General features: G+C 71.2%; 23 protein-coding genes and 3 pseudogenes. 13 read left to right on the top strand and 13 right to left on the bottom strand.

Annotation, left to right across the window (positions count from 1 at the left end; genetic code table 11):
* Both IG05_RS49780 and IG05_RS0139870 read right to left on the bottom strand, forming a co-directional pair.
* Positions 1-899, bottom strand: a pseudogene (locus tag IG05_RS49780) (hypothetical protein); the annotation flags it as partial.
* 111 nt (positions 900-1,010) lie between these two features.
* Positions 1,011-1,262, bottom strand: coding sequence for a helix-turn-helix domain-containing protein (locus IG05_RS0139870; protein WP_030349006.1), 252 nt, complete (start codon positions 1,260-1,262; stop codon positions 1,011-1,013).
* Between the two features lie 62 nt (positions 1,263-1,324).
* Here IG05_RS0139870 and map point away from each other — a divergent pair, with 62 nt between their 5' ends.
* Both map and IG05_RS0139860 read left to right on the top strand, forming a co-directional pair.
* Complete coding sequence (map, locus tag IG05_RS0139865; RefSeq protein ID WP_030349005.1) at positions 1,325-2,101, top strand: type I methionyl aminopeptidase; 777 nt, start codon at positions 1,325-1,327, stop codon at positions 2,099-2,101.
* 158 nt (positions 2,102-2,259) lie between these two features.
* On the top strand, positions 2,260-5,001 hold the full coding sequence (locus IG05_RS0139860; RefSeq protein WP_234336266.1) for an ATP-dependent Clp protease ATP-binding subunit: 2,742 nt from the start codon (positions 2,260-2,262) through the stop codon (positions 4,999-5,001).
* A gap of 3 nt (positions 5,002-5,004) precedes the next feature.
* On the opposite strand, the gene ggt is transcribed toward IG05_RS0139860, so the two are convergent.
* The gene (gene ggt / locus IG05_RS0139855) at positions 5,005-6,807 is read right to left on the bottom strand and encodes a gamma-glutamyltransferase (RefSeq protein ID WP_030349003.1); all 1,803 of its coding nucleotides are present in this window, start codon (positions 6,805-6,807) and stop codon (positions 5,005-5,007) included.
* A 107-nt stretch (positions 6,808-6,914) separates the two neighbouring features.
* On the opposite strand from ggt, the gene IG05_RS0139850 reads away from it, so the two are divergent.
* Together IG05_RS0139850 and IG05_RS0139845 are read left to right on the top strand one after the other, a co-directional pair.
* Positions 6,915-7,667: a hypothetical protein gene (locus IG05_RS0139850; protein WP_030349002.1), complete on the top strand. Its 753-nt coding sequence runs from the start codon at positions 6,915-6,917 to the stop codon at positions 7,665-7,667.
* Positions 7,668-7,774: 107 nt separating this feature from the next.
* On the top strand, positions 7,775-9,340 hold the full coding sequence (locus IG05_RS0139845; RefSeq protein WP_030349001.1) for a CocE/NonD family hydrolase: 1,566 nt from the start codon (positions 7,775-7,777) through the stop codon (positions 9,338-9,340).
* A gap of 49 nt (positions 9,341-9,389) precedes the next feature.
* Here IG05_RS0139845 and IG05_RS0139840 read toward each other — a convergent pair.
* From IG05_RS0139840 to pcaC, 5 genes and pseudogenes are all read right to left on the bottom strand, one after another.
* Positions 9,390-9,584 (bottom strand): annotated as a pseudogene (locus IG05_RS0139840) (amino acid ABC transporter permease); the annotation flags it as partial.
* Between the two features lie 178 nt (positions 9,585-9,762).
* Positions 9,763-10,182: a DUF6278 family protein gene (locus tag IG05_RS0139835; RefSeq protein WP_030348999.1), complete on the bottom strand. Its 420-nt coding sequence runs from the start codon at positions 10,180-10,182 to the stop codon at positions 9,763-9,765.
* 15 nt (positions 10,183-10,197) lie between these two features.
* The gene (locus tag IG05_RS0139830; RefSeq protein ID WP_030348998.1) at positions 10,198-10,977 is read right to left on the bottom strand and encodes an exodeoxyribonuclease III; all 780 of its coding nucleotides are present in this window, start codon (positions 10,975-10,977) and stop codon (positions 10,198-10,200) included.
* A 35-nt stretch (positions 10,978-11,012) separates the two neighbouring features.
* Positions 11,013-11,648 carry an MBL fold metallo-hydrolase gene (locus IG05_RS0139825; RefSeq protein WP_030348997.1) on the bottom strand — a complete coding sequence of 212 codons (636 nt, stop codon included), beginning with the start codon at positions 11,646-11,648 and terminating at the stop codon, positions 11,013-11,015.
* Between the two features lie 38 nt (positions 11,649-11,686).
* A complete protein-coding gene (pcaC, locus tag IG05_RS0139820; RefSeq protein WP_030348996.1) occupies positions 11,687-12,976 on the bottom strand; it encodes a 4-carboxymuconolactone decarboxylase in 1,290 nt (429 codons plus the stop codon).
* 68 nt (positions 12,977-13,044) lie between these two features.
* Between pcaC and IG05_RS48670 the strand changes: the two genes are divergently transcribed.
* A complete protein-coding gene (locus tag IG05_RS48670; RefSeq protein ID WP_324605053.1) occupies positions 13,045-14,154 on the top strand; it encodes a hypothetical protein in 1,110 nt (369 codons plus the stop codon).
* 166 nt (positions 14,155-14,320) lie between these two features.
* Here IG05_RS48670 and IG05_RS50150 read toward each other — a convergent pair whose 3' ends face one another.
* Together IG05_RS50150 and IG05_RS0139805 are read right to left on the bottom strand one after the other, a co-directional pair.
* Positions 14,321-14,449 carry a hypothetical protein gene (locus IG05_RS50150; RefSeq protein WP_267883344.1) on the bottom strand — a complete coding sequence of 43 codons (129 nt, stop codon included), beginning with the start codon at positions 14,447-14,449 and terminating at the stop codon, positions 14,321-14,323.
* A complete protein-coding gene (locus IG05_RS0139805) occupies positions 14,446-15,585 on the bottom strand; it encodes a PucR family transcriptional regulator (RefSeq protein WP_030348994.1) in 1,140 nt (379 codons plus the stop codon). The genes IG05_RS50150 and IG05_RS0139805 overlap by 4 nt, the downstream gene beginning before the upstream one ends.
* An 87-nt stretch (positions 15,586-15,672) precedes the next feature.
* On the opposite strand from IG05_RS0139805, the gene IG05_RS0139800 reads away from it, so the two are divergent.
* The 3 genes from IG05_RS0139800 (at position 15,673) to IG05_RS48155 (ending at position 18,644) form a co-directional block, all read left to right on the top strand.
* The gene (locus IG05_RS0139800) at positions 15,673-16,728 is read left to right on the top strand and encodes a ferredoxin reductase (RefSeq protein ID WP_030348993.1); all 1,056 of its coding nucleotides are present in this window, start codon (positions 15,673-15,675) and stop codon (positions 16,726-16,728) included.
* A 7-nt stretch (positions 16,729-16,735) separates the two neighbouring features.
* Positions 16,736-17,854, top strand: a complete 1,119-nt coding sequence (locus IG05_RS0139795) for a fatty acid desaturase family protein (protein ID WP_030348992.1) — start codon at positions 16,736-16,738, stop codon at positions 17,852-17,854.
* Positions 17,855-18,173: 319 nt separating this feature from the next.
* Complete coding sequence (locus IG05_RS48155; RefSeq protein ID WP_158839133.1) at positions 18,174-18,644, top strand: hypothetical protein; 471 nt, start codon at positions 18,174-18,176, stop codon at positions 18,642-18,644.
* Between the two features lie 564 nt (positions 18,645-19,208).
* On the opposite strand, the gene IG05_RS0139780 is transcribed toward IG05_RS48155, so the two are convergent.
* A complete protein-coding gene (locus tag IG05_RS0139780) occupies positions 19,209-19,934 on the bottom strand; it encodes a hypothetical protein (RefSeq protein ID WP_051790801.1) in 726 nt (241 codons plus the stop codon).
* Between the two features lie 15 nt (positions 19,935-19,949).
* On the opposite strand from IG05_RS0139780, the pseudogene IG05_RS49770 reads away from it, so the two are divergent.
* A pseudogene (locus IG05_RS49770) lies at positions 19,950-20,106 on the top strand (IS3 family transposase); the annotation flags it as partial.
* A gap of 228 nt (positions 20,107-20,334) precedes the next feature.
* Positions 20,335-20,598 (top strand): ANTAR domain-containing protein, encoded by a 264-nt coding sequence (locus tag IG05_RS0139775; protein WP_051790799.1) that lies wholly within the window; start codon positions 20,335-20,337, stop codon positions 20,596-20,598.
* Positions 20,599-20,623: 25 nt separating this feature from the next.
* Here the strand turns inward: IG05_RS0139775 and IG05_RS0139770 are convergent, their stop codons facing one another.
* Positions 20,624-20,989 (bottom strand): STAS domain-containing protein, encoded by a 366-nt coding sequence (locus tag IG05_RS0139770; protein WP_030348988.1) that lies wholly within the window; start codon positions 20,987-20,989, stop codon positions 20,624-20,626.
* 211 nt (positions 20,990-21,200) lie between these two features.
* Here IG05_RS0139770 and IG05_RS0139765 point away from each other — a divergent pair, with 211 nt between their 5' ends.
* Positions 21,201-21,647 carry an ATP-binding protein gene (locus IG05_RS0139765; protein WP_037815720.1) on the top strand — a complete coding sequence of 149 codons (447 nt, stop codon included), beginning with the start codon at positions 21,201-21,203 and terminating at the stop codon, positions 21,645-21,647.
* 205 nt (positions 21,648-21,852) lie between these two features.
* Here the strand turns inward: IG05_RS0139765 and IG05_RS0139755 are convergent, their stop codons facing one another.
* Entirely contained in the window at positions 21,853-22,170 is a 318-nt protein-coding gene (locus IG05_RS0139755; protein ID WP_030348986.1) for a hypothetical protein, read from the bottom strand.
* A 294-nt stretch (positions 22,171-22,464) separates the two neighbouring features.
* On the opposite strand from IG05_RS0139755, the gene IG05_RS0139750 reads away from it, so the two are divergent.
* Together IG05_RS0139750 and IG05_RS0139740 are read left to right on the top strand one after the other, a co-directional pair.
* Positions 22,465-23,658, top strand: coding sequence for a PP2C family protein-serine/threonine phosphatase (locus IG05_RS0139750; protein ID WP_030348985.1), 1,194 nt, complete (start codon positions 22,465-22,467; stop codon positions 23,656-23,658).
* A gap of 669 nt (positions 23,659-24,327) precedes the next feature.
* Positions 24,328-25,092, top strand: coding sequence for a MerR family transcriptional regulator (locus IG05_RS0139740; RefSeq protein ID WP_030348984.1), 765 nt, complete (start codon positions 24,328-24,330; stop codon positions 25,090-25,092).
* Positions 25,093-25,201: the final 109 nt, after the last annotated feature.

Raw genomic sequence — 25,201 nt, 5'->3', positions numbered from 1 at the left:
GCACGAGCAGGCGGGCCGGCAGGTGCCCCAGGGCGCTCCGGGGACCAGGCAACAGGCGCAGCCCCGGCAGCAGGCACTCCCTCCTCCGGCAACTCGCCGGAACCACCGCCCCCTCGCCCCGACCGCCCGCCGGACGCGGTACCGGCGGACCCTGCACCGGCGGGCGCGGCCGGCGGCGGTGGGGCGGCGGGCCGGGGAGGCCGGTCGGTGCGCGCCGCCCCGGCGGCCCCTCCCCCGGGCTCCGCCCAGCCGCTCTCCCGCCCGGGCGGCGCCCCGGCGCCCCGTCCCCCAGGCCCTGTCCCGGCACTCCCCCGCCCAGGTGCTGTCCCACGGCCCTCTCCCCCGGGCGGTGCCCCGGAGCCCGTGCCCCCGCGTTCCCTTCCCGGCCCGCGTTCGCGGTCGAGTCGGTCCAGGCGGGTGCGGAGTTCGGTGCAGCGGGCCGTGGCGCGGGCGTGGTCGTCGCGGGCCCAGGCGAGGTCGAGGCGGAGGGACTCGGCCTGCTGCCCGGACACCGGCGCGGACAGCAGGCGGGTCAGTTCGGCCTGGCGTTCCGCGGCGTAACGCTGCTCGCGGAGCAGGACGTCGAGCCGGTCGGCCAGCGCGTCCCGGGCGCCGGGACGGGCGTCGAACGCGGTGAGCGCGGCGGCGTGCAGCGCGCGGGCCCGTTCCCGCTCGGCCGCCGCGGCGGCGGGGCCGTACGCCACGCCGAGATCCCCCAGCAGCGCCTCCACCACGTCCCACGGCGGCACCTCGCGCCCGTCCAGGCAGGCCCGCATGCCGTCGGGGTCGCGCCGCCAGAACACCCCGCTCCAGCCGCCGTGCGGGTCCAGGCGCGCCAGTAAGGCGTCCAGGTAGCTCGCGAACTCCCGCTCGACACCGGGAAGTTGATGCACAGCCATCGCCCCGCTCCCACCGACCGCCGGCAACCGACGCCCGGTAGGCAACACCAGTTGTGTTACGGGACCGCTACGCGGAGTTTTCCGGCAGCGTGCGCAGCACCCATCCCAGGATCAGACGGGCACGAGGGCGCACCGGGTGACCAGGTCGTCCATCGACAGGCCGAGGACGCCGGCCAGCGCGGCCACGGTGAAGAACGCCGGCGTCGGCGCCCGCCCCGTCTCGATCTTGCGGAGCGTCTCGGCCGAGACGCCCGCCCGGGCGGCGACCTCGGCCATGCTCCGGCCACCGCGCGCCTCGCGCAGCAGCAGCCCGAGCCGCTCGCCGCGTTCGCGCTCTTCAGGGGTAAGGGGGGTGCGCACCATGCGGCCCATTCTAATACCGCCTCCGCACAGCACCCCATTCAAATACCGGTATAGTAATTGGCATGGTGGAACTGAAGACGGACACATCGATCGACGCGATGCACGCGGCGGGCCGGGTCGTCGGCCGCGCCCTGACGGCCGTACGGGAGGCCGCCCGCGTCGGCGTATCCCTGCTGGAGCTGGACGAGGTCGCCCGGGAGGTGCTGCGCGAGGCGGGCGCGTCCTCCCCGTTCCTGGGCTACCGCCCCTCCTTCGCCCCCACCCCCTTCCCGGCGGTGATCTGCGCCTCGGTGAACGACGCGATCGTGCACGGCATCCCCACCCCCTACCGGCTGCGCGACGGCGACCTGCTCTCCGTCGACTGCGGCGCGGTGCTGGACGGCTGGGCCGGCGACTCGGCGATCAGCTTCGTGGTGGGCCGCGCCCGCCCCGCGGACCTCCGGCTGGTAGAGACCGCCGAGCAGGCACTGGCGGCGGGCATCGAGGCCGCCGTGCCCGGCAACCGCATCGGCGACATCGCGCACGCCGTCGGCCGGGTCTGCCGTACGGCCGGCTACGGCGTCCCGCAGGGCTTCGGCGGCCACGGCGTGGGCCGCCGTATGCACGAGGAGCCCGAGGTCCCCAACGAGGGCCGCCCCGGCCGCGGCCTGCCGCTGCGCCCCGGCATGGTCCTCGCCATCGAGCCCATGCTGATCGCGAGCGGCAAGGACGGCTACCACGAGGCGGCCGACGGCTGGACCCTGTGCACGAACGACGGCTCCCGGGCCGCCCACGTCGAGCACACGGTCGCGATCACGGAGTCGGGCCCGAGGATCCTGACGGCACGCGTGCCGGTCTGAGCGGCGCGGACCGGGACGCGCCCGCGCCGGCCGGAGCGCGGGAGCCCGCCCCGTAGACGGACATGCCCGCCCCGGCGGATCGTGTCATCGTGGGCATGAGCAACCCTCCCCCGGGCTACCCGGCCGCTCCGCATGTCGTCTGCGAAGGAACCCACGCGATGACCAACGGCTACCCTCCTGACCCCTTCGGTGAATTCCTCGCCCGCTTCTTCGGCGGCACCGGCGGAGCCCCCGGGCCCCGCCACATCGACATCGGGCGCCTGCTCAGCCAGCCGGCCCGGGAGCTGGTCAGAGGAGCCGCCCTGTACGCCGCCGAGCACGGCAGCCGGGACCTGGACACCCAGCACCTGCTGCGCGCTGCCGTGTCGACCGAGCCCACCCGGAGCCTGCTCAGCCGGGCGGGCGCGGACCCGGACTCGCTCGCCCACGAGATCGACGACCGGGCGGGCCCGGTCCAGCACCCGCCGGGCGAGGCGCCGCCGCCGACCTCGCTGTCGCTGACCCCGGCGGTCAAGCGGGCCCTGCTGGACGCGCACGACATGGCGCGGGCGAGCGGCGCCGGGTACATCGGGCCCGAGCACGTGCTGAGCGCGCTGGCCGCGAACCCGGACTCGGCGGCCGGGCACATCCTGCACGCGGCCCGGTACTCGGGCGGCGCCCTGCCGCCCGAGACCCCGGAGAGCACCCAGACGCGTCCCGAGCGGCAACGGCAGCGGCCCACCGGCACCCCGACCCTGGACAAGTACGGCCGTGATCTGACCGAACTGGCCCGCCAGGGCGGGATCGACCCGGTGATCGGCCGGGACATGGAGATCGAGCAGACCATCGAGGTGCTCTCCCGGCGCGGCAAGAACAACCCGGTGCTCATCGGTGACGCGGGCGTCGGCAAGACGGCCATCGTGGAGGGCCTGGCCCAGCGGATCGCGGACGGGGACGTCCCGGACGTGCTGGCCGGGCGGCGGGTGGTCGCGCTGGACCTCACCGGGGTCGTGGCCGGCACCCGCTACCGGGGCGACTTCGAGGAGCGGCTGAACAACATCGTGGAGGAGATCCGCGCCCACTCCGACCGGCTGGTGGTGTTCATCGACGAACTGCACACCGTCGTCGGCGCGGGCACCGGCGGCGAGGGCGGCACGATGGACGCCGGGAACATCCTCAAGCCCGCCCTCGCCCGCGGCGAACTGCACATCGTGGGCGCGACCACGCTGGAGGAGTTCCGCCGGATCGAGAAGGACGCGGCGCTGGCCCGCCGCTTCCAGCCGGTCCTGGTGCCGGAGCCGACCGCCGAGGACACCATCGAGATCCTGCGCGGGCTGCGCGACCGGTACGAGGCCCACCACCAGGTCCGCTACACCGACGAGGCGCTGGTCGCCGCCGTCGAACTGTCCGACCGGTACATCACCGACCGGCGGCTGCCGGACAAGGCGATCGACCTGATCGACCAGGCGGGCGCGCGGGTCCGGCTCGGCGCCCGGACCAAGGGCACGGACGTGCGCGCGATGGAACGCGAGACCGAACAGCTGGTCCGGGACAAGGACCAGGCGGTCGCCGACGAGGACTACGAGCAGGCCAAGCAGCTGCGCGACCGGATCGCCGAGCTGAAGCAGCGGATCGCCGAGGCGAGCGGCGGCGACCGGGCCGACGAGGGTCAGGACCTGGCGGTGACGGCGGAGGCCATCGCCGAGGTGGTGTCCCGGCAGACCGGCATCCCGGTCAGCCGGCTCACCCAGGAGGAGAAGGAGCGGCTGCTCGGCCTGGAGCAGCACCTGCACCACCGGGTGGTCGGCCAGGAGGAGGCGGTCGCCGTGGTGTCCGAGGCGGTGCTGCGCTCCCGCGCCGGACTCGCCAGCCCCAACCGGCCGATCGGCAGCTTCCTCTTCCTCGGCCCGACCGGCGTCGGCAAGACCGAGCTGGCCCGGGCGCTGGCGGAGGCCCTGTTCGGCAGCGAGGACCGCATGGTGCGCCTCGACATGAGCGAGTACCAGGAGCGGCACACCGTCTCCCGGCTGGTCGGCGCCCCGCCCGGGTACGTCGGCCACGAGGAGGCGGGTCAGCTCACCGAGGTGGTGCGCCGGCACCCGTACTCGCTGCTCCTGCTGGACGAGGTGGAGAAGGCCCACCCGGATGTCTTCAACATCCTGCTCCAGGTGCTCGACGACGGCCGGCTGACCGACTCCCAGGGCCGGACCGTGGACTTCACCCACACGGTCATCGTGATGACCAGCAACCTGGGCTCCGAGGCGATCACCCGGCGCGGTGCCGGCATCGGGTTCGGGCCGGGCGGCGCGGACGCCGCCGAGGAGGCGCGGCGCGAGCAGATCCTGCGGCCGCTGCGCGAGCACTTCCGGCCGGAGTTCCTCAACCGGATCGACGAGATCGTGGTGTTCCGGCAGCTGACGGGCGACCAGCTGCGGCGGATCACCGATCTGCTGCTGGAGGGCACCCGGCGGCTGCTCGACGGGCAGGGCGTCTCGGTGGAGTTCACGGACGCGGCCGTCGACTGGCTGGCCGAGCGCGGCTACCAGCCGGAGTACGGCGCCCGGCCGCTGCGCCGCACCATCCAGCGGGAGGTCGACAACCAGCTGTCCCGGCTGCTGCTGAACGGCACGGTCACCGAGGGCAGCCGGGTGACGGTGGACGTGAAGGACGGCCGGCTGGACTTCGTCACCGGACAGGCCCGGCCGCCCGCGCCACAGTCCACCGGGGAAGCCGGGCCGCCCGCATCGGAGTCCACCGGAGAAGCCCGGCCGCCGACATCGGAATCCACCGGAGAAGACCGGCCACCCACCCCGGAACCCACCGGAGAAGACCGGCCACCCACCCCGGAATCCACCGGAGAAGCCCGGCCGCCCGCGCCGGAGTCCACCGGGGAAGCCCGGCCACCCGCGCCGGAGTTGTGAGCGCTACCGCTCCGGGTCCACCACCATCGCCGAGCCGCCGCCGCGCCGTACCTTCTCGGCGGCGGCCAGCCACTTCCCGCCGGGCAGCCGTTGCACACCGGTCGCCGCGCCGATCTCCGGGTTCTGCTTGAAGCCGTGCCCGATGGCCTCCAGCCGCCCCCGCAGGGCGCTGTCGTACAGCGCCGGTTCCAGCTCGGTCTGGGCGGCGTTGCGCTGGCTGGCGCGCGGTGCGGCGATCGCGTCGACCAGCGGCAGGTGCCGGTCCAGGAACCCGGTGAGCGTCTGCAGCACGGTGGTGATGATGGTGGCGCCGCCGGGCGAACCGAGCGCCACCACCGGCCTGCCGTGCCGGTCCAGGACGATCGTCGGGGAGATGGAGGAGCGCGGGCGCTTGCCCGGACCCGGCAGGTTCGGGTCGTGCACGGCCGGGTTGGCCGGGGCGAAGGAGAAGTCGGTCAGCTCGTTGTTGAGCAGGAAGCCCCGGCCGGGGACGGTGATGCCGCTGCCGCCGGTCTGCTCGATGGTGAGCGTGTAGGCGACGACGTTGCCCCACTTGTCGGCGACCGTGAGGTGGGTGGTGTTCTCACCCTCGTAGGTCGTCGGGGCCGCCGTGCCGCCCTGGCCGCAGGCCGCCGGGTGGCGCGGGTCGCCGGGCGCCAGCGGGCTGCCGAGCACCGCGTCGTCCTTGATCAGGCAGGCGCGCGAGTCGGCGAACCGCTGGGACAGCAGCTGCCGGGTGGGCACGTCCTCGAAGGCCGGGTCGCCGACCCAGCGCCCGCGGTCGGCGAAGGCGATCCGGCTGGCCTCGATGAAGTGGTGCAGGTACTGCACCTGGCTCGCCTTCGACAGGTCCGTGTGCTCCAGGATGTTGAGCGCCTCGCCGACGGTGGTGCCGCCGGAGGAGGAGGGTGCGATGGAGTACACGTCCAGGCCGCGGTACGACGTCCTGGTGGGCGCCTGGAGTTTGGCCCGGTAGACGGCGAGGTCCTTCTCGGCGAGCTTGCCGGGGCGGGCGTTCCAGCCGGAGGCGGGGTCCACGGGCGGCTTCTCGACGGTCCGGACGATGTCGTCGCCGATGTCCCCGCGGTAGAGCGCGCCGACGCCCTCGCGGCCCAGTTCCTCGTAGGTGCGGGCGAGTTCGGGGTTCTTGAACGTGGAACCGACGACGGGCAGCTTCCCGCCGGGCAGGAACAGCCCGGCGGTGTCCGGGAAGTAGCGGAACCGGGTCTCGTTGGACGCGGTCTGCGCGCGGAAGGTGTCGTCGACCGTGAAGCCGCCGCGGGCGAGCCGCTCGGCGGGCTTCAGCAGGGTGCCGAGCCTCTTGCTGCCCCACTCGTCCAGCGCCTTCTGCCAGGTGGCGGGGGTGCCCGGGGTGCCGACGCTCAGGCCGCTGCTGACGGCGTCGGCGAAGGCGAGCGGCTTGCCGTTCTCGGTGAACAGGTCCTCGCCGGCGCTCTGCGGCGCGGTCTCGCGGCCGTCGACGGTGTGCACGGTGCGGGTCTTCGCGTCGTAGTAGACGAAGTAGCCGCCCCCGCCGATGCCGGCGGAGTAGGGCTCGGTGACACCGAGCGCGGCGGCGGTGGCGACGGCCGCGTCCACCGCGTTGCCGCCGTGCCGGAGGACCTCGATGCCCGCGGCGGAGGCGTCCGCGTCGACGCTGGCGACCGCGCCGCCGTAGCCGACGGCCACGGGCACCTTCGCGGGCGCCGCGTTCGCCGTCGCGGGGGGTGGCGCCGCCGCCCCCACCGACACCACGGCGGCCGAGACCGCGAGGACAGCCAGCTTCCGCGTACCAGGGCGACCCATCCGTACCTCCCGTCGGGACAGTCCGCGCAGCGTAACCGGATTGCCGGTACTACGACAGTACGCCTGGGCCCCGTGGCCGTCGCCCGGGCCCGCTAGCATGCGCGGCCATGAACGACGACGTGCGCAACATCGTCCTGGGGGTCATAGCCGCGGGCGTCTCCGCCGCGCTGGGCTGGCTCGCCCGCACGTATCTGTGGCGGCGCGGACTGCGGCGCAAGCAGGCCTTCTTCGGGCTGCCGGACCACGCCGAGTCGCTGCTGGTGGTCAACCGGAACGCGGGCGGGCCGGAGCTGGCGGTGATGCGGAACGACGTGTTCGCCCTGCTGGAGCTGTCCGCCCTCATCAAGGACTGCAACGCGCACGCGCGCGTCGTGGCGCACGACGCCGCGCAGCAGGGGGTCGGCGAGCGCACGGAGTTCTGTGTGGGCGGTCCCGCCTCCAACCGCCGGATGGCGGCCCACCTCTCCTCCCTGCTGCCGGGCGTGCGGATGGACGCGGAGACCTCCGCCGGTCCGGACGCCGGTGCCCTGGCGATCGGCGCGGAGAAGTACCGCGTGGACCCGGGCCGCAGCGAGTACGTGCTGCTCGCCCGGCTCACCGCGGGCGGCCGGCCCGGCACCCGCCCGGTGTTCCTGTTCTGCGGTCAGCGCGCCATCACCAACCAGGCCGCGACCCGCTATCTCGCCCGCGAGCACGAGCGGTTGGCCCGCAGGTACGGCACCGGTTCCTTCGTGCTGCTGCTGAAGGTGGTCAACTCCGAGGCGTACGGCCCCGATGTGGTGGAGCTGGTGGCGGATGTGACGCGGACGGCGCGGACGCCCGCGCCGGAGCCCGCCGCCGGCGCGGGCGAAGCCGCGTGACACTTCAACAATCTTTACTGGTACGTAACTTACCGACGGGTTACTTGGGGTAAGGCCGCGAGGTTACCGTCGGGTCACTTTGCACGCACCCGAGTGAGGAGTGACCCATGGGACAACGTCGTACCGCGCTGCGCGCCTCCGCCGCCGCAGCCGTGTCGGCAGCGCTGATGGCGGGCACGGTCGTCGGTCTGGCACCGGCCGCCGCGGCGGCCCCGGACGTCCGGTTCGTCGACATCACCGGCGACGGCGGAACCGTGCTGAAGGCCAACGTCCTCACGCCCGGGGACGCCGACGGCAGCCGCAGCTACCCGCTCCTCGTGCTGCCCACCAGCTGGGGCCTGCCCCAGGTGGAGTACCTGGCCCAGGCCCAGCAGCTCGCCGACGCCGGCTACGTGGTGCTCACCTACAACGTGCGCGGCTTCTGGCAGTCCGGCGGCGAGATAGAAGTAGCCGGTCCGCCCGACGTGGCGGACGCCTCCAAGGTCATCGACTGGGCCTTGGCGCACACCCCGGCCGACCCGCAGCACATCGGCATGGCCGGGGTGTCGTACGGCGCCGGGATCAGCCTGCTCACCGCCGCCCACGACAAGCGCGTCAAGGCGGTGGCCGCGCTCAGCGGCTGGGCCGACCTGATCGACTCGATCTACTCGGGGCGCACCCAGCACCTCCAGGCGGCGGCCGTGCTGGACGGCGCGGCCACCCTCACCGGACGAGAGAGCCCCGAACTGCGCACGATCTTCAACAACCTGTACGCCTCGGACCTGTCGACGGAACAGCAGATGATCGACTGGGGGCGGAAACGTTCCGTCGCGACCTACGTCGACCAGCTGAACAGCAACGGCGCCGCCGTCATGCTGGCCAACGCCTGGGGGGACACGGTCTTCCCGGTGAACCAGTACGCCTCCTTCTACGAGAAGCTGACCGTCCCCAAGCGGCTCGAACTGCGCCCCGGCGACCACGCGACCGCCGAGCTGACCGGTCTGTTCGGGCTGCCCAACGACGTGTGGACGGACACCCGGCGCTGGTTCGACCATTACCTCCGGGGCGCCGACAACGGCGTCGACCGCGAGCAGCCGGTCCGGCTGAAGTCCCGTGGCGCGGGGGAGTACGAGGGCTACCCGGACTGGAAGTCGGTCACCGCGACCCGGCGGAAGATCGCCCTGGCGGGCTCCACCACCATCCACGCCAATGTCGATTCCGGCGCGGACGGCGGGATCGTCTTCCTCTCCAGCATCCTGGACCAGGTCGCCCAACTGCCGCCCATCGCCTCGATGCCGCTGCTGCCGCGCCGCTGGGCGGCCGTGTGGCAGTCGGAGCGGTACGGCAGCGCTCAGCGGGTGCGCGGCACGGCGCACCTGCACACCACGCTCACGCCCACGAAGGAGAGCGGCACGCTCGTCGCCTACCTGTACGACGTGGGACCGCTCGGCCTGGGCAAGCTGGTCACGCACGCGCCGTACACCTGGCACGGGCGGACGCCCGGCGAGCCGTCCGCCGTCGACCTGGACCTGTTCTCCACGGCCTACGACGTCCCCGCCGGGCACCGCCTCGCGCTGGTGGTCGACACGGTCGACCCGCTCTACGCCGAGCACAACCCGTCCGGCGCGCAGCTGACCTTCTCCTCGCCCGTGGACGACCCGTCGTACGTGTCCGTCCCGCTCGGCGAGCAGTGATCTCCGGCTGCCGCCGGACGAGCCTGGCCCGTGTCAACTGCCGCCCCCCTCACGGTCGCGGGGCCGTGGGGGGTCCCCACCCGGCAGCAGCGCCGCTCACGCCGGGCACCCCGTCGGCGTACCAGGTAAGCAGCAGGTACATCCCGGTGCGGCTCGGCGAGGTCACCATCACCACGGGGATGAACGGCAAATCGTAGTCGAGATCGGAGGCGATGGGCTTCCCGGTACGGTGGAACTCCTCGTACCACGTGCTGCGCATGCCGGGCGCGGCGGCCGGCGGCGCGGCCTGGAAGGGCAGTTCGAGGGGGTGCCGGGGGAACCGTCGCCGCAGGCCGGGAAGTTGCGCGGGGCCGGGCGGGGGCCGTGCCGCCCCGCCGGACGGCAGCGGGGCCGGGCCGCGGCGGGCGTCGGAGGAGGCCGGGTCAGCTCTCGGCGATCTCCGCGTACAGCTGGGACAGCTCGGGGACCCCGCTCGCCGCCCACTCCTGCCCGGCCGGCACCACCTCCACCGCGCGGCCGGAGGCGAGCCGTACGACGGGTTCGCCGCCGGGCCCGAGCTGCCAGGCGGCGCCGGGTACGGTGCGCACCACCACCGTGCCCAGGTAGAGCCCGGCGTCGTGGCCCAGCCCGGGCAGGGTCTCGGGGTCGTCGCGCCAGCGCGGGGCCATCTGGTCCAGGGCCTCCAGCGAGGCCGGGGTGTCGTCGAGGCGGACGCCCGCCCGGGCCGCCTGCGAGCGCAGCAGCTCGCACTCGGACAGCAGCGCGGCGACCGTCTCGGGGTCGGCGGGCGGCCGCGCGTCACCGTTCTTCTCGTGCCGGGGGCCCAGGAACGGAAGGTGCATGGACCCAGCGTGGCATCACACGTCCAGGTCGACCACCACGGGCGCGTGGTCGGAGGCGCCCTTCCCCTTGCGCTCCTCACGGTCGACGTAGGCGTCCTTGACGGCCTTGACGAACGGCTCGTTGCCGTAGACCAGGTCGATGCGCATGCCGCGGTTCTTCGGGAAGCAGAGCTGGCGGTAGTCCCAGTACGTGAACGGGTGGTCGTACTTCAGGGGGCGCGGGACGACGTCGGCCAGGCCCGCCTGGCGCAGGGAGGCGAGGGCGGCGCGCTCGGCCGGGGTGACGTGGGTGGAGCCCTCGAAGGCGGCCGGGTCGAAGACGTCGTCGTCCGTCGGCGCCACGTTGTAGTCGCCCAGGACGGCGAACGGGCGGCTGCCCCGCGCGTCGCCCTGCACGGCGGCCTTCAGGGCCTCGAACCACTGGAGCTTGTACGCGTAGTGCGGGTGGCCCACCTCGCGGCCGTTCGGCACGTACACCGACCAGACACGGACCGGGCCGCAGGTCGCCGAGAGGGCGCGGGGCTCGGTCGCGCCGTCGTAGCCGGGGTCGCCGGGCAGTCCCTTGACGACGTCCTCCAGGCCGACGCGGGAGAGCACCGCCACGCCGTTCCACCGGCCGGTCGCGTGGACCGCCGCCTCGTAGCCCAGCTCGCGCAGCTGGCCGAACGGGAACTGCTCCTCGGCGATCTTGGCCTCTTGGAGGCAGAGCACGTCGGTGCCGCTGCTCTCCAGCCAGGCCAGCAGCCGGGGAAGGCGGGCGGTGATCGAGTTCACGTTCCAGGTGGCGATGCGCATGCCTCACAACCTACCCGGAGCCTGTGACAACGGGCTCAGAGCTGCGTCCACGCCCCCGGCGCGAGCCGCTGGTGGTCGGTGCCGCCCAGGCGGCCGACGTGGCCGTCGTAGATCGGCCGGGCGAGATCGGTGAGCAGGGCGTCGTGGACGTCGTAGGCGCGCCGCGGCCCGACCTCGCGGACGTAGTCGATGACCTCGGCGATCTTGCTCCAGGGTGCCATCACCGGCAGCAGCAGCGTCTCCACCGGCAGGCCGGGCACGGTGAAGGCGTCGCCGGGGTGGAAGACCTTGCCGCCGTCGACGAGGTAGCCGACGTTGGTGATGCGCGGGATGTCCGGGTGGATCACCGCGTGCAGCTCGCCGTGGACCTGGACGTCGAAGCCGGCCGCGGTGAAGGTGTCGCCGTGGCCGACGGTGTGCACACGGCCCGGGAAGGCCGCCGCGAGCCGGTCGGCGACGGACTTCAGCGTCCAGACACCGGCGGCCGGGTTGTTCTCCATGGCGGCCCGCAGGCGGGACTCGTCGAAATGGTCCGGGTGCTCGTGCGTGACCAGGATCGCGTCCGCGCCGAGCGCCGCGTCCTCCTCGCTGAACCCTCCCGGGTCGATGACGAGGGTCCGCCCCTCCTTCTCCAGGCGGACGCAGGCGTGGGACTTCTTGGTGAGCTTCATGACTCCCCATCCTGCCGCCTGCGGCCGCCCGGCGGGCGTCACCCGGCGGGTGTGGTCTCCTCCCGGATCACCTGCTGGGCCACCCGGAAGGCGCTGTTCGCGGCCGGTACCCCGCAGTAGACGGCCGCGTGCAGCAGCACTTCCCTGATCTCGTGCGGGGTGAGCCCGTTGCGCAGCGCCGCCCGGGTGTGGGAGGCCAGCTCCTCCAGGTGGCCGCCGGCGACCAGCGCGGTGAGCGTGATGCAGCTGCGGGTACGGCGGTCCAGGCCCGGCCGGTCCCAGATCTCACCCCAGGCGTAGCGGGTGACGAACTCCTGGAAGTCGCCGGAGAACTCGTCGGCCTGGGCCAGCGTCCGGTCCACGTGCGCGTCGCCGAGCACCTCGCGGCGGATCTTCAGCCCGGTCTGGTACCGGTCCGGCGGCCCCGCGGGCCGGTCCGGTACGGCCGCCGGGGCGATCTCGGCGACCGGCGCGGGCTGCGGCGGCGCGGCCGGGACCGCGGCGGCGGGGGCGGCCGGCAGCACGGTCTGCCCGGTGTCGAAGGGCTGCTGCCAGGCGGTGGAGAAGTGGTGGACGAGCAGGTCGGTGACGGCGGCGGGCTGCTCGACCGGGACCAGGTGGGAGGCGCCGGGGACGACCGCGAGCCGGGCGTCGGGGATGCCGGCGACGAGGGTACGGGCCTCGGCGGGGCCGGTGACCTGGTCGTCGGAGCCGACCAGCACCAGGGTCGGCACCCCGACCCGGCCCAGCTCGGGCCGTACGTCGAAGCCGGCGAGGGCCTCGCAGGCGGCGATGTAGCAGCCGGGGTCGGTGGTGCGGACCATCTGTACGGCCCACTCGGTGATCGCGGGCTGGGCGGCGGCGAACCCGCCGGTGAACCAGCGGTCTGGCGCGGTGCGGGCGATCGGGTCGAGCCCGTTGGTGCGCACGACCACCCCGCGCTGCCTGAACTCGTCCGCGGTGCCGAACCGGGGGGAGGCCGCGACCAGCGCGAGCGAGGCCATCCGCTCGGGGTGGCGCAGGGCCAGCTCGATGCCGATCGCGCCACCCAGCGCACAGCCCGCGTAGCCGAACCGCTGCACGCCGAGCGCGTCCAGCGTGGCCAGCAGCCGGGCGGTCAGCTCGGCGACCGAACCGGCCGGGCGGGCCGGGGCGCCGCCGTGCCCGGGCAGGTCGAAACGGAAGACCCGCCACTGCGCGGCCAGCTCCGGCACCTGGCGGTCCCACATGTGCCATGTGGTACCCAGTGAGGGACCCAAGATCAGGACCGGAGCGTCTTCTGGCCCGTCAAAGCGGTATTGCAGGGTGTTCGGGGGTGTCTCACTCACGCCCCAGACCCTCTCACGTCTCACGACTGCCCCTATAACGAGGGTTGCGACTGCACAGGTCTGACCAGGTGGAAGACCTCCCGGGCCGCGTAGCGCTTGAGGCTTCGGACTATCTCACGCCGGGTCTTGCCCTCCTTGCTGCGGCGTTCGTAGTAGTCCTGGGTACGCGGGTCGACGCGCAGGCGGGTCTGCACGATCCGGTGCAGGGCCGCGTTCGCTTGTCGGTCGCCGCCGCGGTTCGAAACTGGTGCCGCGACGGGTACGAGATCAAGCTCGTCGACATCCCCGCCTGGCGCCTTGCCGTCCTCGACCCCGTCCCCGTGCCCTCGCGGCTCACTCGGCCGCACACCGTGGTGCGGGCCATGCAGCACGAACGCCAGCCGCTGGGCCTGACCAAGCTCGTCCAAGGACGCGCTCTCCGGCTCGTCCAGGCACTGATCACCGCCGCCGAGGCCGACGGACACACCTGCTCGGCCGGGCAGACCGGCTTCGCACCCCCACCTCATCGCCGCCGCAGGGCAAATCCCCACTTCACCATCACCGCACAGGGCCAGACAGTGGGGTTTGTCGTCCTCCAGGAGCAGGACCGGGCCGAGCACGTCGCCACCGAGAAGGAACTCGCCGAGGCCAAGAAGCACTCCTGGGTCAGAATCCCCCGCTTCGACTACACCCCGTCCGAACGCCTCCGCATCATCCTCAGCGGCGGCCAGCCACACCGGGCGAGCGAATGGGCCGACGCTCCTGGCCGCGCCCTCGAAGAGCAGCTCGCCGAGATCGCACAGGAGGTCACGCTGCGCGGCCAAGCCGCCGAACGCAGACGTCAGGACGAGGTCGAAGCGGCACGCCAGAAGCGCATCCGCTGGGAAGCCGCCATGGAACAAGCCCGCATCCGGTACGCAGAGGCGTACCGCGTCAGGCACCTAGAAGCTCAGGAAGCGGCATGGCGCCACGCCACCCGACTGACCCAATACGTGAGCGCCGTACGCACGCGAGTCGAGGACATGCCTCCGGGCCAGGCCAGAACCGAAGCCGAGGAATGGATCAGCTGGGCAGCGGCCACCGTTGAACGCCTCGACCCATTGAACACACCGCCCCGGCTGCCCGACATTCCCAAGCCACAAGCCGACGACCTGAAACCCCTCCTCGGGCACTGGAGCCCTTACGGTCCCACCTACTGAACGCCCGCACCGCACATTGTGCGCCCACAACCGCAGTTCAGGGGCTCTTCGCGACCGGCGTCCTTCTCGGCCAACTCCCGCTCAGTCGCGACCGGGTGTGGCTGGTCGTGCGAGACGCGTGCCTGACGGATCGGCAGGTGGGCGACTCGTGGTGGAACGCTCCCTGTCAGCCGACCTGCTGCACCTTGAACGCGTCGCTCACCCGAACCGTCCCGGCTGCAAGGACGTCCAGGTAGACACCGAGCACGATGCCGGGATCCGCCGGGAGTTCGTGGACGGTCGAAGTACGCGTCAACTGGCCCGAAGACCGACCGCCAGCGTCAGTTCAAGGACCCGGTGTGGCGATGCGAGATCCGGAAACAGCTCCCGCAGCTGCGACATCCGGTACCGGACTGTCTGGGGATGGACGAACAACGCCGCCGCCACCTCATCCCGCCTGCCCTGGTGCAGGAGCCACGCCCGCAACGTCTCCTCCAGCCGCCGGGCGGTCGCCACAGGCAAGGTCCGCAACGGTGCGAGGGCTCGGGCACGCAGGTCTGCGAACGCGTCCACGTCGGCGCTCAGCACCAGCTCGGGCAGGTGGTCCTCGGTGTCGCGGATATCAGAGGAGAGGGAGCGCGCGCGTGCGGCTCGTGCGTACGAGGATGACGCACGAGTCCATGGCCGGGCCGGGCCGACCACGGCGGTGCGGTCGGTCAGCTGCCGCAAGAGATGTGATCGGTCGGAATCGGGGACGAGCAGCACACCGGTGGCGTCCGGCAGATCGTCGAGGACGAGGGTGCTCGGGTCGAGTGTGCGGTAGGCGGGCCGGGCCTGGGCGGCGGGCAGCAGGACCGCCGTCAGCGTAACCGGAGGCTGCCATCCGGCCCGTTGAGCAGAGGCCAGCAGCACGTCCGGGCTCGCGCCGGCGAGGAGGTCGCGGGCCAGGTGTTCCAGGTGGCGCTCGTGGGCCCTGCCGCGGGCGGCCAGTTCGTCGGCGTGGCCCGCGGCGCTCGCGGCGGAGAGCTCGTCAATGTAGGCGAAGGTCAGCTCGGCGAACTTGGCGACCTCGGCGGCGGGCAGACCTGCGGACACGGCGCCCGCTGCCAGGCATCGCCAGGCCACGCGGGCGCCGACGCGGTAGGCGCTGAGCAGGGCGTCCATCGAACGGCCGTCGCGCACCTCGCCGCGGCCCAGCTCGTAGGCCGCGTCACCGCCGTCGCCGCCCGTGGCGTTCCCGCTCGCGAGGTCCAGGTAGTGCCCCAGGGCGGTGCGAACGGCTCGGCGGATGGTGCCGCCCATGCTGCCCGAGAGAGCGTTGGCGTAGGGAGGGACCTCGTCGATGATCGCCTGGACGACCTCGTCGGCGGTGGTCTTCAGCGCCGCCCGAAGTGCGGTGACCGTCGTCTCATCCAGGGCCAGTTCGCTGGCCCTCTGGGTTACACGACTCACGTTTTTATTCCCTGCGAACAATTCCACCCACCAGATTCACGTCCTACGGTCAGGACTTTACGCCCTGAGACGCAGCAAGCTGGAGTCATGACGAGTACTGCCCTGCGCAGCAGGGCGTGGAAACTGCTGGAGATGGTCACGACGCCGCTGCTGCCGTCGGACTACCTCGACCTGGTCAGCCCGCTGCGTGCGGGCACTGACCTGCGTGGGCGCATCGAGGCCGTGTACCCCGAGACGGATGACGCCGCGACCATCGTGATCAGGCCGGGACGGGGCTGGCGCGGCCACACAGCCGGTCAGTACGTGCGGATCGGGGTCGACGTCGACGGGGTGCGCCTGTGGCGTGCCTACTCCATCACCTCGCCGACGAACCGCCAGGATGGCCGCGTCACGATCACCGTGAAGGCGATCCCGGACGGCAAGGTCAGCAACCACCTGGTCCGCAGGGCGAAATCGGGCACGTTGATCCAGCTCGACCAGGCGACCGGTGACTTCGTGCTGCCGCAGGCCAAGCCCGCCAAGGTGCTCTACCTGACGGCCGGCAGCGGCATCACGCCCGTGATGGGCATGCTGCGCGACATCGAGTTCGACGACGTCGTCATGGTCCACTGCGCGCCACGGCCGCAGGACGTGATCTTCCGAAACGAACTGCACGATCTGGTCGCGGACAAGAAGCTGCGGCTCATCGAGGTGCACACCGACACGGACGGCATGCTCGACATCGCCCGTCTCGACGAACTCGTGCCCGACTGGGCCGAGCGCGAGACCTGGGCTTGCGGGCCCGCGGGCCTGCTCGACGCCGCCGAAGAGCACTGGAGCGGGCACGGCGTCCAAGAGCGCCTGCACACCGAACGCTTCCGCCCCAGCATCGTCGTCGCCGGCGACGGCGGCGAGGTCACGTTCAGCGCCACCGGCAAGACCGTCGACTCGGACGGCGCCACGCCGTTGCTGGACATCGGCGAGGAGGCCGGCGTACTCATGCCCTCCGGGTGCCGTATGGGCATCTGCTTCGGCTGCGTCACGCCGCTCAAGGCGGGCGCCGTCCGCGACCTGCGCACCGGCGAGATCACCGAGGCCGAGCCGGGCGTCCTCATCCAAACCTGCGTGTCCGCCGCGGCGGGCCCCTGCGACATCGACCGGTAGGAGCACCTTGACCGCCATCGACCCCACCGCCCACCTGACCGCGGAGCAGATCGAGGAGCTCGGCCGCGAGCTGGACGCGATCCGCGACGAGGTGATTGCCGGCCGCGGCGAGAAGGACGCCGCCTACATCCGTAGGGTCATCTCGGCGCAGCGCAAGCTCGAACTGGTCAGCAGGGGCCTATTGCTGTTCTCGATCTTCCCGCCCGCGTGGCTGCTCGGCACCGCCGGTCTGTCCGTGGCGAAGATCATGGACAACATGGAGATCGGCCACAACATCCTGCACGGCCAGTGGGACTGGATGCGGGACCCGAAGATCCACTCCACCACCTGGGAGTGGGATCACGTCTCGCCGTCCGACCAGTGGAAGCACTCGCACAACGAGCTGCACCACACGTACACCAACGTGATCGGCAAGGACAACGACCTCGGCTACGGCATCATGCGCGTCGACGAGGACCAGGAGTGGCACCCGTTCCACCTCGGCCAGCCGCTGTGGAACTTCATCAACGCCTGCTTCTTCGAGTACGGCATCGCAGCGTACGACCTGGAGCTCGGCAAGAACCTGCACAAGCGCCGCCGCAAGAACCCGGAGTTCCGCGCGCGGGCCAAGGCCGTGGGCCGCAAGATCCGCAAGCAGGTGCTGAAGGACTACGTGATCCACCCGCTGCTGTCGGGCCCGTCGTTCCTCACCACGCTCGCCGCCACGTTCACCGCGAACCTGGTCCGCAACATCTGGTCCCACTCGGTGATCATGTGCGGGCACTTCCCCGAGGGCGTGCAGGTCTTCGAGCGCCGGTCGATCAAGGGCGAGACGCGCGGTCAGTGGTACCTGCGCCAGATGATGGGCTCGGCGAACATCAGCGGCAGCAGGGCCATGCACTTCATGACCGGCAACCTGTCGCACCAGATCGAGCACCACCTGTTCCCGGACCTGCCGAGCAACCGGTACGCCGAGGTCGCGGTGAAGGTGCGCGCGCTGTTCGAGAAATACGAGCTGGAGTACGTCACCGGACCGCTGCCCAAACAGGTGTTCTCCGCGTGGCGCAAGGTCTTCCGGCTCTCGCTGCCGAACAAGAAGCCCGAGGTCAAGACGCCGGACCGTGAGCAGGAGCTCGTCGCCGCCTGATTGTTACAAGCGCCTGGCTCACGAACCCGAGGTCAGGCGCCCTTGTCCGCAGGCTCCAGAATCGCCACGCACTCCACGTGATGCGTCATCGAAAACACGTCAGGAGGCACGGAGAAAGGTCAGAGCGCTCTTGCGGTGTTCGGGGCGGCCAGCGAGGTGCTGGAGCGTCACAACGCGGCCGGCTTCTCCGTGGGGCAAACCCGACAGGCCACCTGCACGAATGGCTGGTCTCAAACGCTCACGTTCGCGCGTGACACCCGGACGCAGGCCGTGCCTCGGACCGGCCCGACATGACGAGCAGCCACTATTCGGAGTCAGGGTGCATCTGCACCCACCGACCGTTGATGAACTTCATCTCCACACCGTAGAACGGCTGGGGCAGGGGGACCGGCCGCTTGCCGCGGTGTGGCGCTGTCGGCTGCTGGGGGCGGTCGGCGGGCTGCACCTTCGCGCCCCCGGCTTCATTTTCGCGTCGCGCTTCCGCAAAGCTTCGATCTTTTTGAGGAGTTCGGCGCGGCTGATGTCTTTCGGCGCCCGGGTGAGACCGGGCGGAGCCGCCGAACGGGTCGGCGAGCGGTCCGTGGCCGACTGGCAGGCGCGGTGCACCGGCTGTCCGTCCGCGGCGAAGACGAGCTTCTTCCTGGCCACCGGCAGGCGGCATACCGCACAGCGCTTGAGCGCGGGCTTGGGCCTGAACGTGTCGGGCACGATCCCCCCGATGGTGATGCCTTGGTGGGACAGCAGGATAGGCGCGCTGATGACAGCTCGGGGGAGTTTGAGCGAAATGTGAACGCTCCTTTCTTCGCGGAACGGTACGTTCGCGCCGGAAGTGCGAGACGTTGCCGTTGTCAGCCGGCTCAGCGGGAAGGGCCGAGGACCACCGGTCGTGGGACTGCGACGAGGGCGAACTCAGCGGGTCGGCGAACCGTCGTCTGTGCGGCCGCGCATACCTTCAGTAGGGGGTGAGGAAGGCAATGTTGCAGCTCGAAGACGTCGAAACCCTGGAAGGGCTTGGGCGGTCCCATCGAGGGGGATGATGGCCGCGCGGAAGTCGTCGCCGTCTCCGATCCGGCGGCAACGAACCGCCAGGGCGAGGCGCCGCGGCGCCTCGGTCGCGCGTTTTCAGGCTAGCCACATCCGTCTCCCAGCCTTCGGCCCGCGCCGTAGGCCACTTCGTTCGGATGCGGCACGGCGTCGGCCGGCCGATCAGGGCGTCCACCCGGTGCACGACGGATGCTCCCGCAACCCGGTCGAGCGGCCTCCCCGGTCCACGCAGAGGCCCTCAACGAACGCTGCCGTGTGTATGAGGTGATCTCACCGGGTGCCGCTGTCGAGACGGACGGTGCCGCTGCCGTCATCTCGGGTCACTCCGGGGGAAGGCGTCGCCGGTCGGCCAGCGTTCCGGCAGACCGAGTGCGGTGGGGACGGAGCGAATCGCGAGCTGGCGCTCGACCTGGATCCCAGCCAGTTGCGTCGTTGCCCAGGTAGGAAAGATGGGGGCAGGAAGCGAGGCAGGATCCGGGCTTTGCCAGAGAACGGGAGTGTTTTTCGTCCAGGTCCAGGGTGCTGGGTTGTTCACGACGAGCACGCCGCTGACACGGCTGTGGGCATGGTCGTAGGTGGCAGTCCAGTAGCCATCGGGCTTGCGGCTCAAGGTCGATCCGCTGTCGTAGGCGTACTCGACCGTGCTCCCGTACAGCGCTCTCTCGATGTCCTCATCTTCGGGGAAGTCGGCTGCATGGCCTAGCGCCACTATGAATGGCAGCTCCAGGTCACCATACTTCCCGCCCTTGTGTGTGACGGCGGGAAGCACTCGCTCCGATCCGTCCTCGACCGCCCATGCCGAGGGGTAGACGCCGATTGTCCTGCTGGATGGATTGCCACGCTTGCCTGGGCTGCGGGGGATCGCTTGAAACGTGAGGCACCAGCCAGCCTCATGCCAAGTGTGACTGGGAAGCGGCACCTTGCGCTCATGGTCGGCGATGACCTGGTCGGGGTCCAAGCTGTCGAGCCATCGCGTCAGCCCGGACTTCAGCCGGGACTGCTGCAGGGTTCGGTGCCACCTGACCTGGCTTTCCACGGCGAACCTGCCGGCAAAATGATGTACCCGCTCGTCCGCGAGCTGGCCGCCGCCGCTGCTCCCTTACCGGGTGCCGGTGGCGGTGACGTGCCGGGTGCTCGGGCTGGGCCGCCAGCCCTACTATCGGTGGCTGGACAAGCCGGTCACCGATGCCGAGATGGCCGAGGCGTACCGGGCCCACCCCCGACAACGGCTGGTCAGCGTGAGAGCCCCATCCCACGTGTGTCATTTTCGCTGCCGTACTGAGGGTGTCTTGACGTCCCGGTAGAGGGCAGGCGTACAGGAAGTTTTTGGCCCCTGCATGGAGACCAGTGATGACGACCTCTCGCGTGCCGCGGTCCTCGCTTGACGGCATACCTGACGGCCCCGCGATCGCCCGCCTGGAGCAGAGAACGCGCAGTTGGGGCACGCCGTCGATTCCCACGCGACGGTGGACCAGGCCATCGGTGTCCTCACCGCGAGCCACCAGCTCGCGCCGGTCGTCGGGTTCGAGGTACTGCGTGAGGTGTCCCAGCAAACCAATACCAAGCTGCACACGGTGGCCGAGACGGTGATCGCCTGGGCGCTGGGGCAGCCGCTGCCGGAACCGGTGGGGCAGGAGCTGTACGCGGCCGTGCAGCGGCGCTCACGCCGGCGGGACGCCCCAGGCGCGGAAGCCGGGTAGGAGCGGTGGCCGGGCGCGGCGCGGGTCAGGCGGTCAGGGCCTGGTCGACGGTGGGATGGCAGCCGATGACCTCGTCCAGGCCGACGATCTCAAGGAGCCGTAGCACCGATTCCTGGGCGCCGGCGATACGCACCCATCCCTGATCGTCACTCGCGGCCTGGTGGACGGCGACCAAGACGTTGATGCCGCTGGAGTCCATGAAGGTCACGCCGCTGAGGTCCACCACGGTCCGCAGGGGCGCCGCGCCGTCGTAGGACAGGAGGGCCTCGCTGAGCATGTCCTTGACGGCGTGGTCGATCTCGCCGTGCACGGTGACCACCCGGATGCCGTCGGTGGTGGTGCGGTCGACCGACAGCTGGCCGGGCCGGGCTGCTCCGTGAGTGTCTGTCACTTTTTCCTCGACTGCGCTCGCTGATGGGACTCAAGGCCCCGGTGCGATAACACGCCGGTAGCCTGCGTCGATGCTACGTCGAACACGCGTGCGGCCCGCTATGCGGTTCTCACGGGGCATGTGAGGCATAGTGCCGGGTACGCGCAGGACGTGTGAAGGGGGAACAAGGGTGGACCCGGCTGAATCAGTCCCCGAGGATGAGGGCAGCGTGATGCCGGACACCTCTCAGATACAGGACACCGTCGCCCTGGACGGTGACGGGCACGTGATCGCTGAGGCACGCCACCGGGCGGTGGACTTCCTCACCCGTGTCCAGGCGGAGCACGACCTGCCAGTGTCCGCTCGCGCTATGGACCTGACCCAACTTGTGGTCAGCGAGCTCGTCACCAACGCCCGCAAGTACGCCCCTGGCCCCGTGCTGATGGAACTGCGCATCATTGGCGCCGTCGTGGAAGTGGTCGTGTGGGACAGCGATCCCGTCCTGCCAGTGGCGCGGGCCGCCGATGCGGGCAGAGTCGGGCAGCACGGACTGGAGATCGTCATGGCCGTCGCCCAGGGCTTCGAGGCCCAGCGGGAGCCGGTCGGCAAACGCATCACCGCCCGCATAGCCCTACCCGACGACCCCGGCGGTGACATCACCGGACGCCGCCCCCAGTAACAGCCTGCGCTCCCATCGGCCTCACCGCCTTCCCTGACGATCTGCCGAAGCGGGGCGCTGCAGGGGTGAATTCGGCGGGGAGCGGTCGGGTGGGCACGGTGCCGGCGTGCGGGGTGGCGCCGCCGGCCAGCCGCGTCGCGAGCGACGCCGACTTCGCCCCGCATACGCAAACTGTCGGCGCCCAGTACGTGGGGCGGGCCGGCGCCTAGCTGCCCTTGCCGCCCCGTGGCAGGACCGCTTCGGCGAGCACCACCAAGCCACAGCCATCATGCGTTTCGGTGACGGTGTGTCCGAGCTGGATCAGCAGCCCTGCTACTGCGGTCTGCACGATCACTCTCATGCTGTCGTTGCTTGCTGCACGGCCTGCCTGGTCACGGGCCAGCGCGGTGAACCCGTCCGAGGCCGGCCAACTGACCAGCGCGCCCGCAGACACCTCGGTCACCCGCAGCCCCGGAATCCCACTGTCCGCGTCGCCCTGCAGCTGAAAGCCGGCCTGGACCAGGCAAGAGCTCACCTGGGACACAAGTTCAGCCGGGGCGCATGACACGCCGGTCGCCTGCCCACGAGAAGCACGATCATGCCACCGGCCTGCAGAGGCGCCTGTCCGGACGGTGGGCGGACGCGGTAAACCCCGGACGACGGCAACCGGCGGGTGAGCCACGGGTGGCCCGCACGCACGATCGCCCACGAACGCCGCCTGACGGAGGCGGGACGGCTCGCACCGATCTGGAATGCGCCCTGACCAGGCAAAATGGGCAGAATATGTGAGGTTGCGCAGGCTCGGGGAAGAAGGTGCGGCAACCGACAGGAGGTTGCTGTGAAGGGTGGAGACCTGGAACTGGGCGAGTTGCTGGCCGCTGCGGAGGCGGCCCCGCCCGGTGAGTCCGTCGACGTGGTGGCACACGACCTGCAGAAGCGGTTCGGTGCCGAGGCCGTGTCCTTCCTGTTCGTCGACCTCATCGGCCAGCGGCTGGTACGCCTCGCCGCGGCCGGCGATGAGCCCGCCGACCCTGGCGAGCCGATCGACCTGCAGGGCAGCGTCTACGACAGCGTTCTGCAGAGCCAGCGCCAGCATGTAGAGCCGGACGGCCAGGGCGGACGGCGTGTCATCACGCCGGTCACCAACCGCGGCGACTGCATCGGCCTCCTGGAGGTGACCCTGCAGTGCGCCGACGACACCGTGCTGCGACAGGTCCGCGACGCGGCCCACGCGCTTGCCTACATCATCGTCACGGACGGGCGCTTCACCGACCTGTACCACCAGGGCCGGCGCACCACCGAGACCAGCCTGGCCGCGGAGATCCAGCACCAGCTCCTGCCCTCGGCCCCCTGCTGCGAGGCGGCCCAGTTCACTCTGGCCGCCGGACTGGTCCCGGCCGACGACATCGGTGGCGACACCTACGACTACACGCTAGACCGCGACACCCTGCACCTGTCGATCACCGACGCCATGGGCCACGACACGAACTCCGCGCTGCTGGCCACCCTGCTGGTCGGCGCACTGCGGCGGGCACGTCGCAGCGGCTGTGACGCCCTCAAGCAGGCCCGCCACGCCCACGAGACTCTGCTGAGCCACAGCCGCGGCCTGGCCACCGGACTGCTGCTGTGCGTCGACCTCGAAACGGGCCTGTGCGAACTGGTCAACGCCGGCCACCCCCGGCCCCTGCTGCTGCGTGAGAACGCCGTCGAAGAGGTGGAACTCGCCGTCAACCTGCCCTTCGGTGTGGCGGCACCCGCCCCCTACCGCCTACAGGAACTGCACTTGCGTCCCGGGGACCGCCTGGTCCTGCTCACCGACGGAATGCAGGAGCGCGGTGCCGCGGCCGTCGACCTGGCCTCGGTCGTTCACGACACCCGCGCGCTGCACCCGCGAGAAGCCGTCCGGACCCTGACCGCCGCGGTGCTGGACGCCTGCCACGGCAACCTCAAGGACGACGCCACGGTCCTGATACTGGACTGGCACAGCAATCGCAGTCAGCCGGCCGAAACCAGACCCGACCCGCAGCGATGAGCTCTTCAGCACGCAGGAGTCACCCCGTGATGCCGGTCTCCGCCACGAGTGCCGCCAAGCTCCGCGAGGCCATGGCCCGGCTTCTGGCCGGCGAGCCCCTGCACACCGACGGCGCTCTGAGCCAGGAGAACCTCGCCCGAGAGGTCCAGGTCACACGATCGGCGCAAGTCCCCCCGAGTTCTTCCCGCGTCGGATGAATGGGCCCTGCGGCCCCGCCCTCGTTTTAGGCCCTCGCCAATGCACGATCTGGCCTACTTTCTGGAAGACGCGATGAACCGGCGCCACGAGTACCGAAGCCGTGGCCCACGCCACGGGCATCCGCACATCTCGCCCGTCAGCCCGATCGCTTCGGCGAGGTCCGCCAGCAGACGTGCACCAGCGTGCCCGATCACCCCGACCCGTCAGTGGATCCGGCAAGCAGCCGGCGAGAGGGAACGGACGCTTGGTCGAGTGGAATGCCGTTCAGGGGCTCTGTGGTGCCATAGCATCTGCCCCGCACCGCGCTTGGCGCGGGCCCCTCGCGCACCCGGGACAGCACCTTAGGGCCTGTCCGACGGGTCAGGCCCTGGTGTCTGTCCAACAGGGTTTCGGGCTTGCGCTTTCCGTTGCGGCAACTTCTACGGTCATGTGTGTGGCCGGAGAGACCGGCCCGGCGAGGGAGGCACCGGCATGGCCTGGTCGATCGCGGAGGTGGCGCGGATGTCCAAGGTGACATCGCGGACGCTGCGGCACTACGACGAGATCGGCCTGCTGCCGCCCGCATGGATCGGGAGCAACGGGCACCGCTACTACGAGGAGGCCGATCTGCTGCGGTTGCAGCAGATCCTGCTGATGCGGGAGCTGGACCTGGGGCTGCGCGAGATCCAGGCGGTCCTGGACAGCCAGCTCGACCAGGTGGCCGTGCTCCGTGAGCACCACCAACGGCTGCTCGCGGAACGGGACAGGCTGGAGACGTTGGCCCGTACGGTCGGCCGCACCATCGCCGAACTGGAAGAAGGTAGGGACAACGGGAAGATGACCGAGATCAACAAGCCGGAGAACCTGTTCGAGGGGTTCCAGGCCCCCTCCGAGGCCGAGGCCGAGGTACGGGAGCGGTGGCCGCAGGCGTGGGAGCAGTCCCGGCAGGCCGTCGAGGCGATGACCTCCGAGGACACGGAGCGCTGGCAACGTGAGGTGACGGCGCAGATGATCCGTATGGCGGAGTTCATGGTGGCCGGCACGCCGGTCTCCGACCCCGCGGTACAGGCCGAGGTGGACGCCAACTACCAGCAGATCTGCCGGTTCTGGACCCCGAACGCGGCCGCGTACAAGGGAGTGGGCCAGACCTATGTCGACGACCCGCAGATGCGGGCAAACTTCGACAAGATCGCCGAAGGTCTCGCCGTCTACCAGCGCGATGCGATGACCGTGTACGCCGATGCCCGGCTGAGCTGACCGCACGCGCCTAACAGCGGCTAACACAATGAGATGGATCGGTCCGGCAGTCGTTCGCAGGGCGCTGAACTCAGTTCGGCCTCAGCACCTGGCCTGGTCGTGCTGGGCG

The organism is Streptomyces sp. NRRL S-1022 (genome assembly GCF_000720135.1).
Lineage (GTDB): Bacteria > Actinomycetota > Actinomycetes > Streptomycetales > Streptomycetaceae > Streptomyces.
The sequence above is the reverse complement of the archived record's forward strand: the minus strand, read 5'-3'. Positions and strand labels throughout refer to the sequence as shown.

Coding starts and splice junctions, on each gene's coding strand:
- IG05_RS0139870 (WP_030349006.1), bottom strand. CDS start 1,262: ATGGTGCGCACCCCCCTTACCCCTGAAGAGCGCGAACGCGGCGAGCGG.
- map (WP_030349005.1), top strand. CDS start 1,325: ATGGTGGAACTGAAGACGGACACATCGATCGACGCGATGCACGCGGCG.
- IG05_RS0139860 (WP_234336266.1), top strand. CDS start 2,260: ATGACCAACGGCTACCCTCCTGACCCCTTCGGTGAATTCCTCGCCCGC.
- ggt (WP_030349003.1), bottom strand. CDS start 6,807: ATGGGTCGCCCTGGTACGCGGAAGCTGGCTGTCCTCGCGGTCTCGGCC.
- IG05_RS0139850 (WP_030349002.1), top strand. CDS start 6,915: ATGAACGACGACGTGCGCAACATCGTCCTGGGGGTCATAGCCGCGGGC.
- IG05_RS0139845 (WP_030349001.1), top strand. CDS start 7,775: ATGGGACAACGTCGTACCGCGCTGCGCGCCTCCGCCGCCGCAGCCGTG.
- IG05_RS0139835 (WP_030348999.1), bottom strand. CDS start 10,182: ATGCACCTTCCGTTCCTGGGCCCCCGGCACGAGAAGAACGGTGACGCG.
- IG05_RS0139830 (WP_030348998.1), bottom strand. CDS start 10,977: ATGCGCATCGCCACCTGGAACGTGAACTCGATCACCGCCCGCCTTCCC.
- IG05_RS0139825 (WP_030348997.1), bottom strand. CDS start 11,648: ATGAAGCTCACCAAGAAGTCCCACGCCTGCGTCCGCCTGGAGAAGGAG.
- IG05_RS0139800 (WP_030348993.1), top strand. CDS start 15,673: ATGACGAGTACTGCCCTGCGCAGCAGGGCGTGGAAACTGCTGGAGATG.
- IG05_RS0139765 (WP_037815720.1), top strand. CDS start 21,201: ATGCCGGACACCTCTCAGATACAGGACACCGTCGCCCTGGACGGTGAC.
- IG05_RS0139740 (WP_030348984.1), top strand. CDS start 24,328: ATGGCCTGGTCGATCGCGGAGGTGGCGCGGATGTCCAAGGTGACATCG.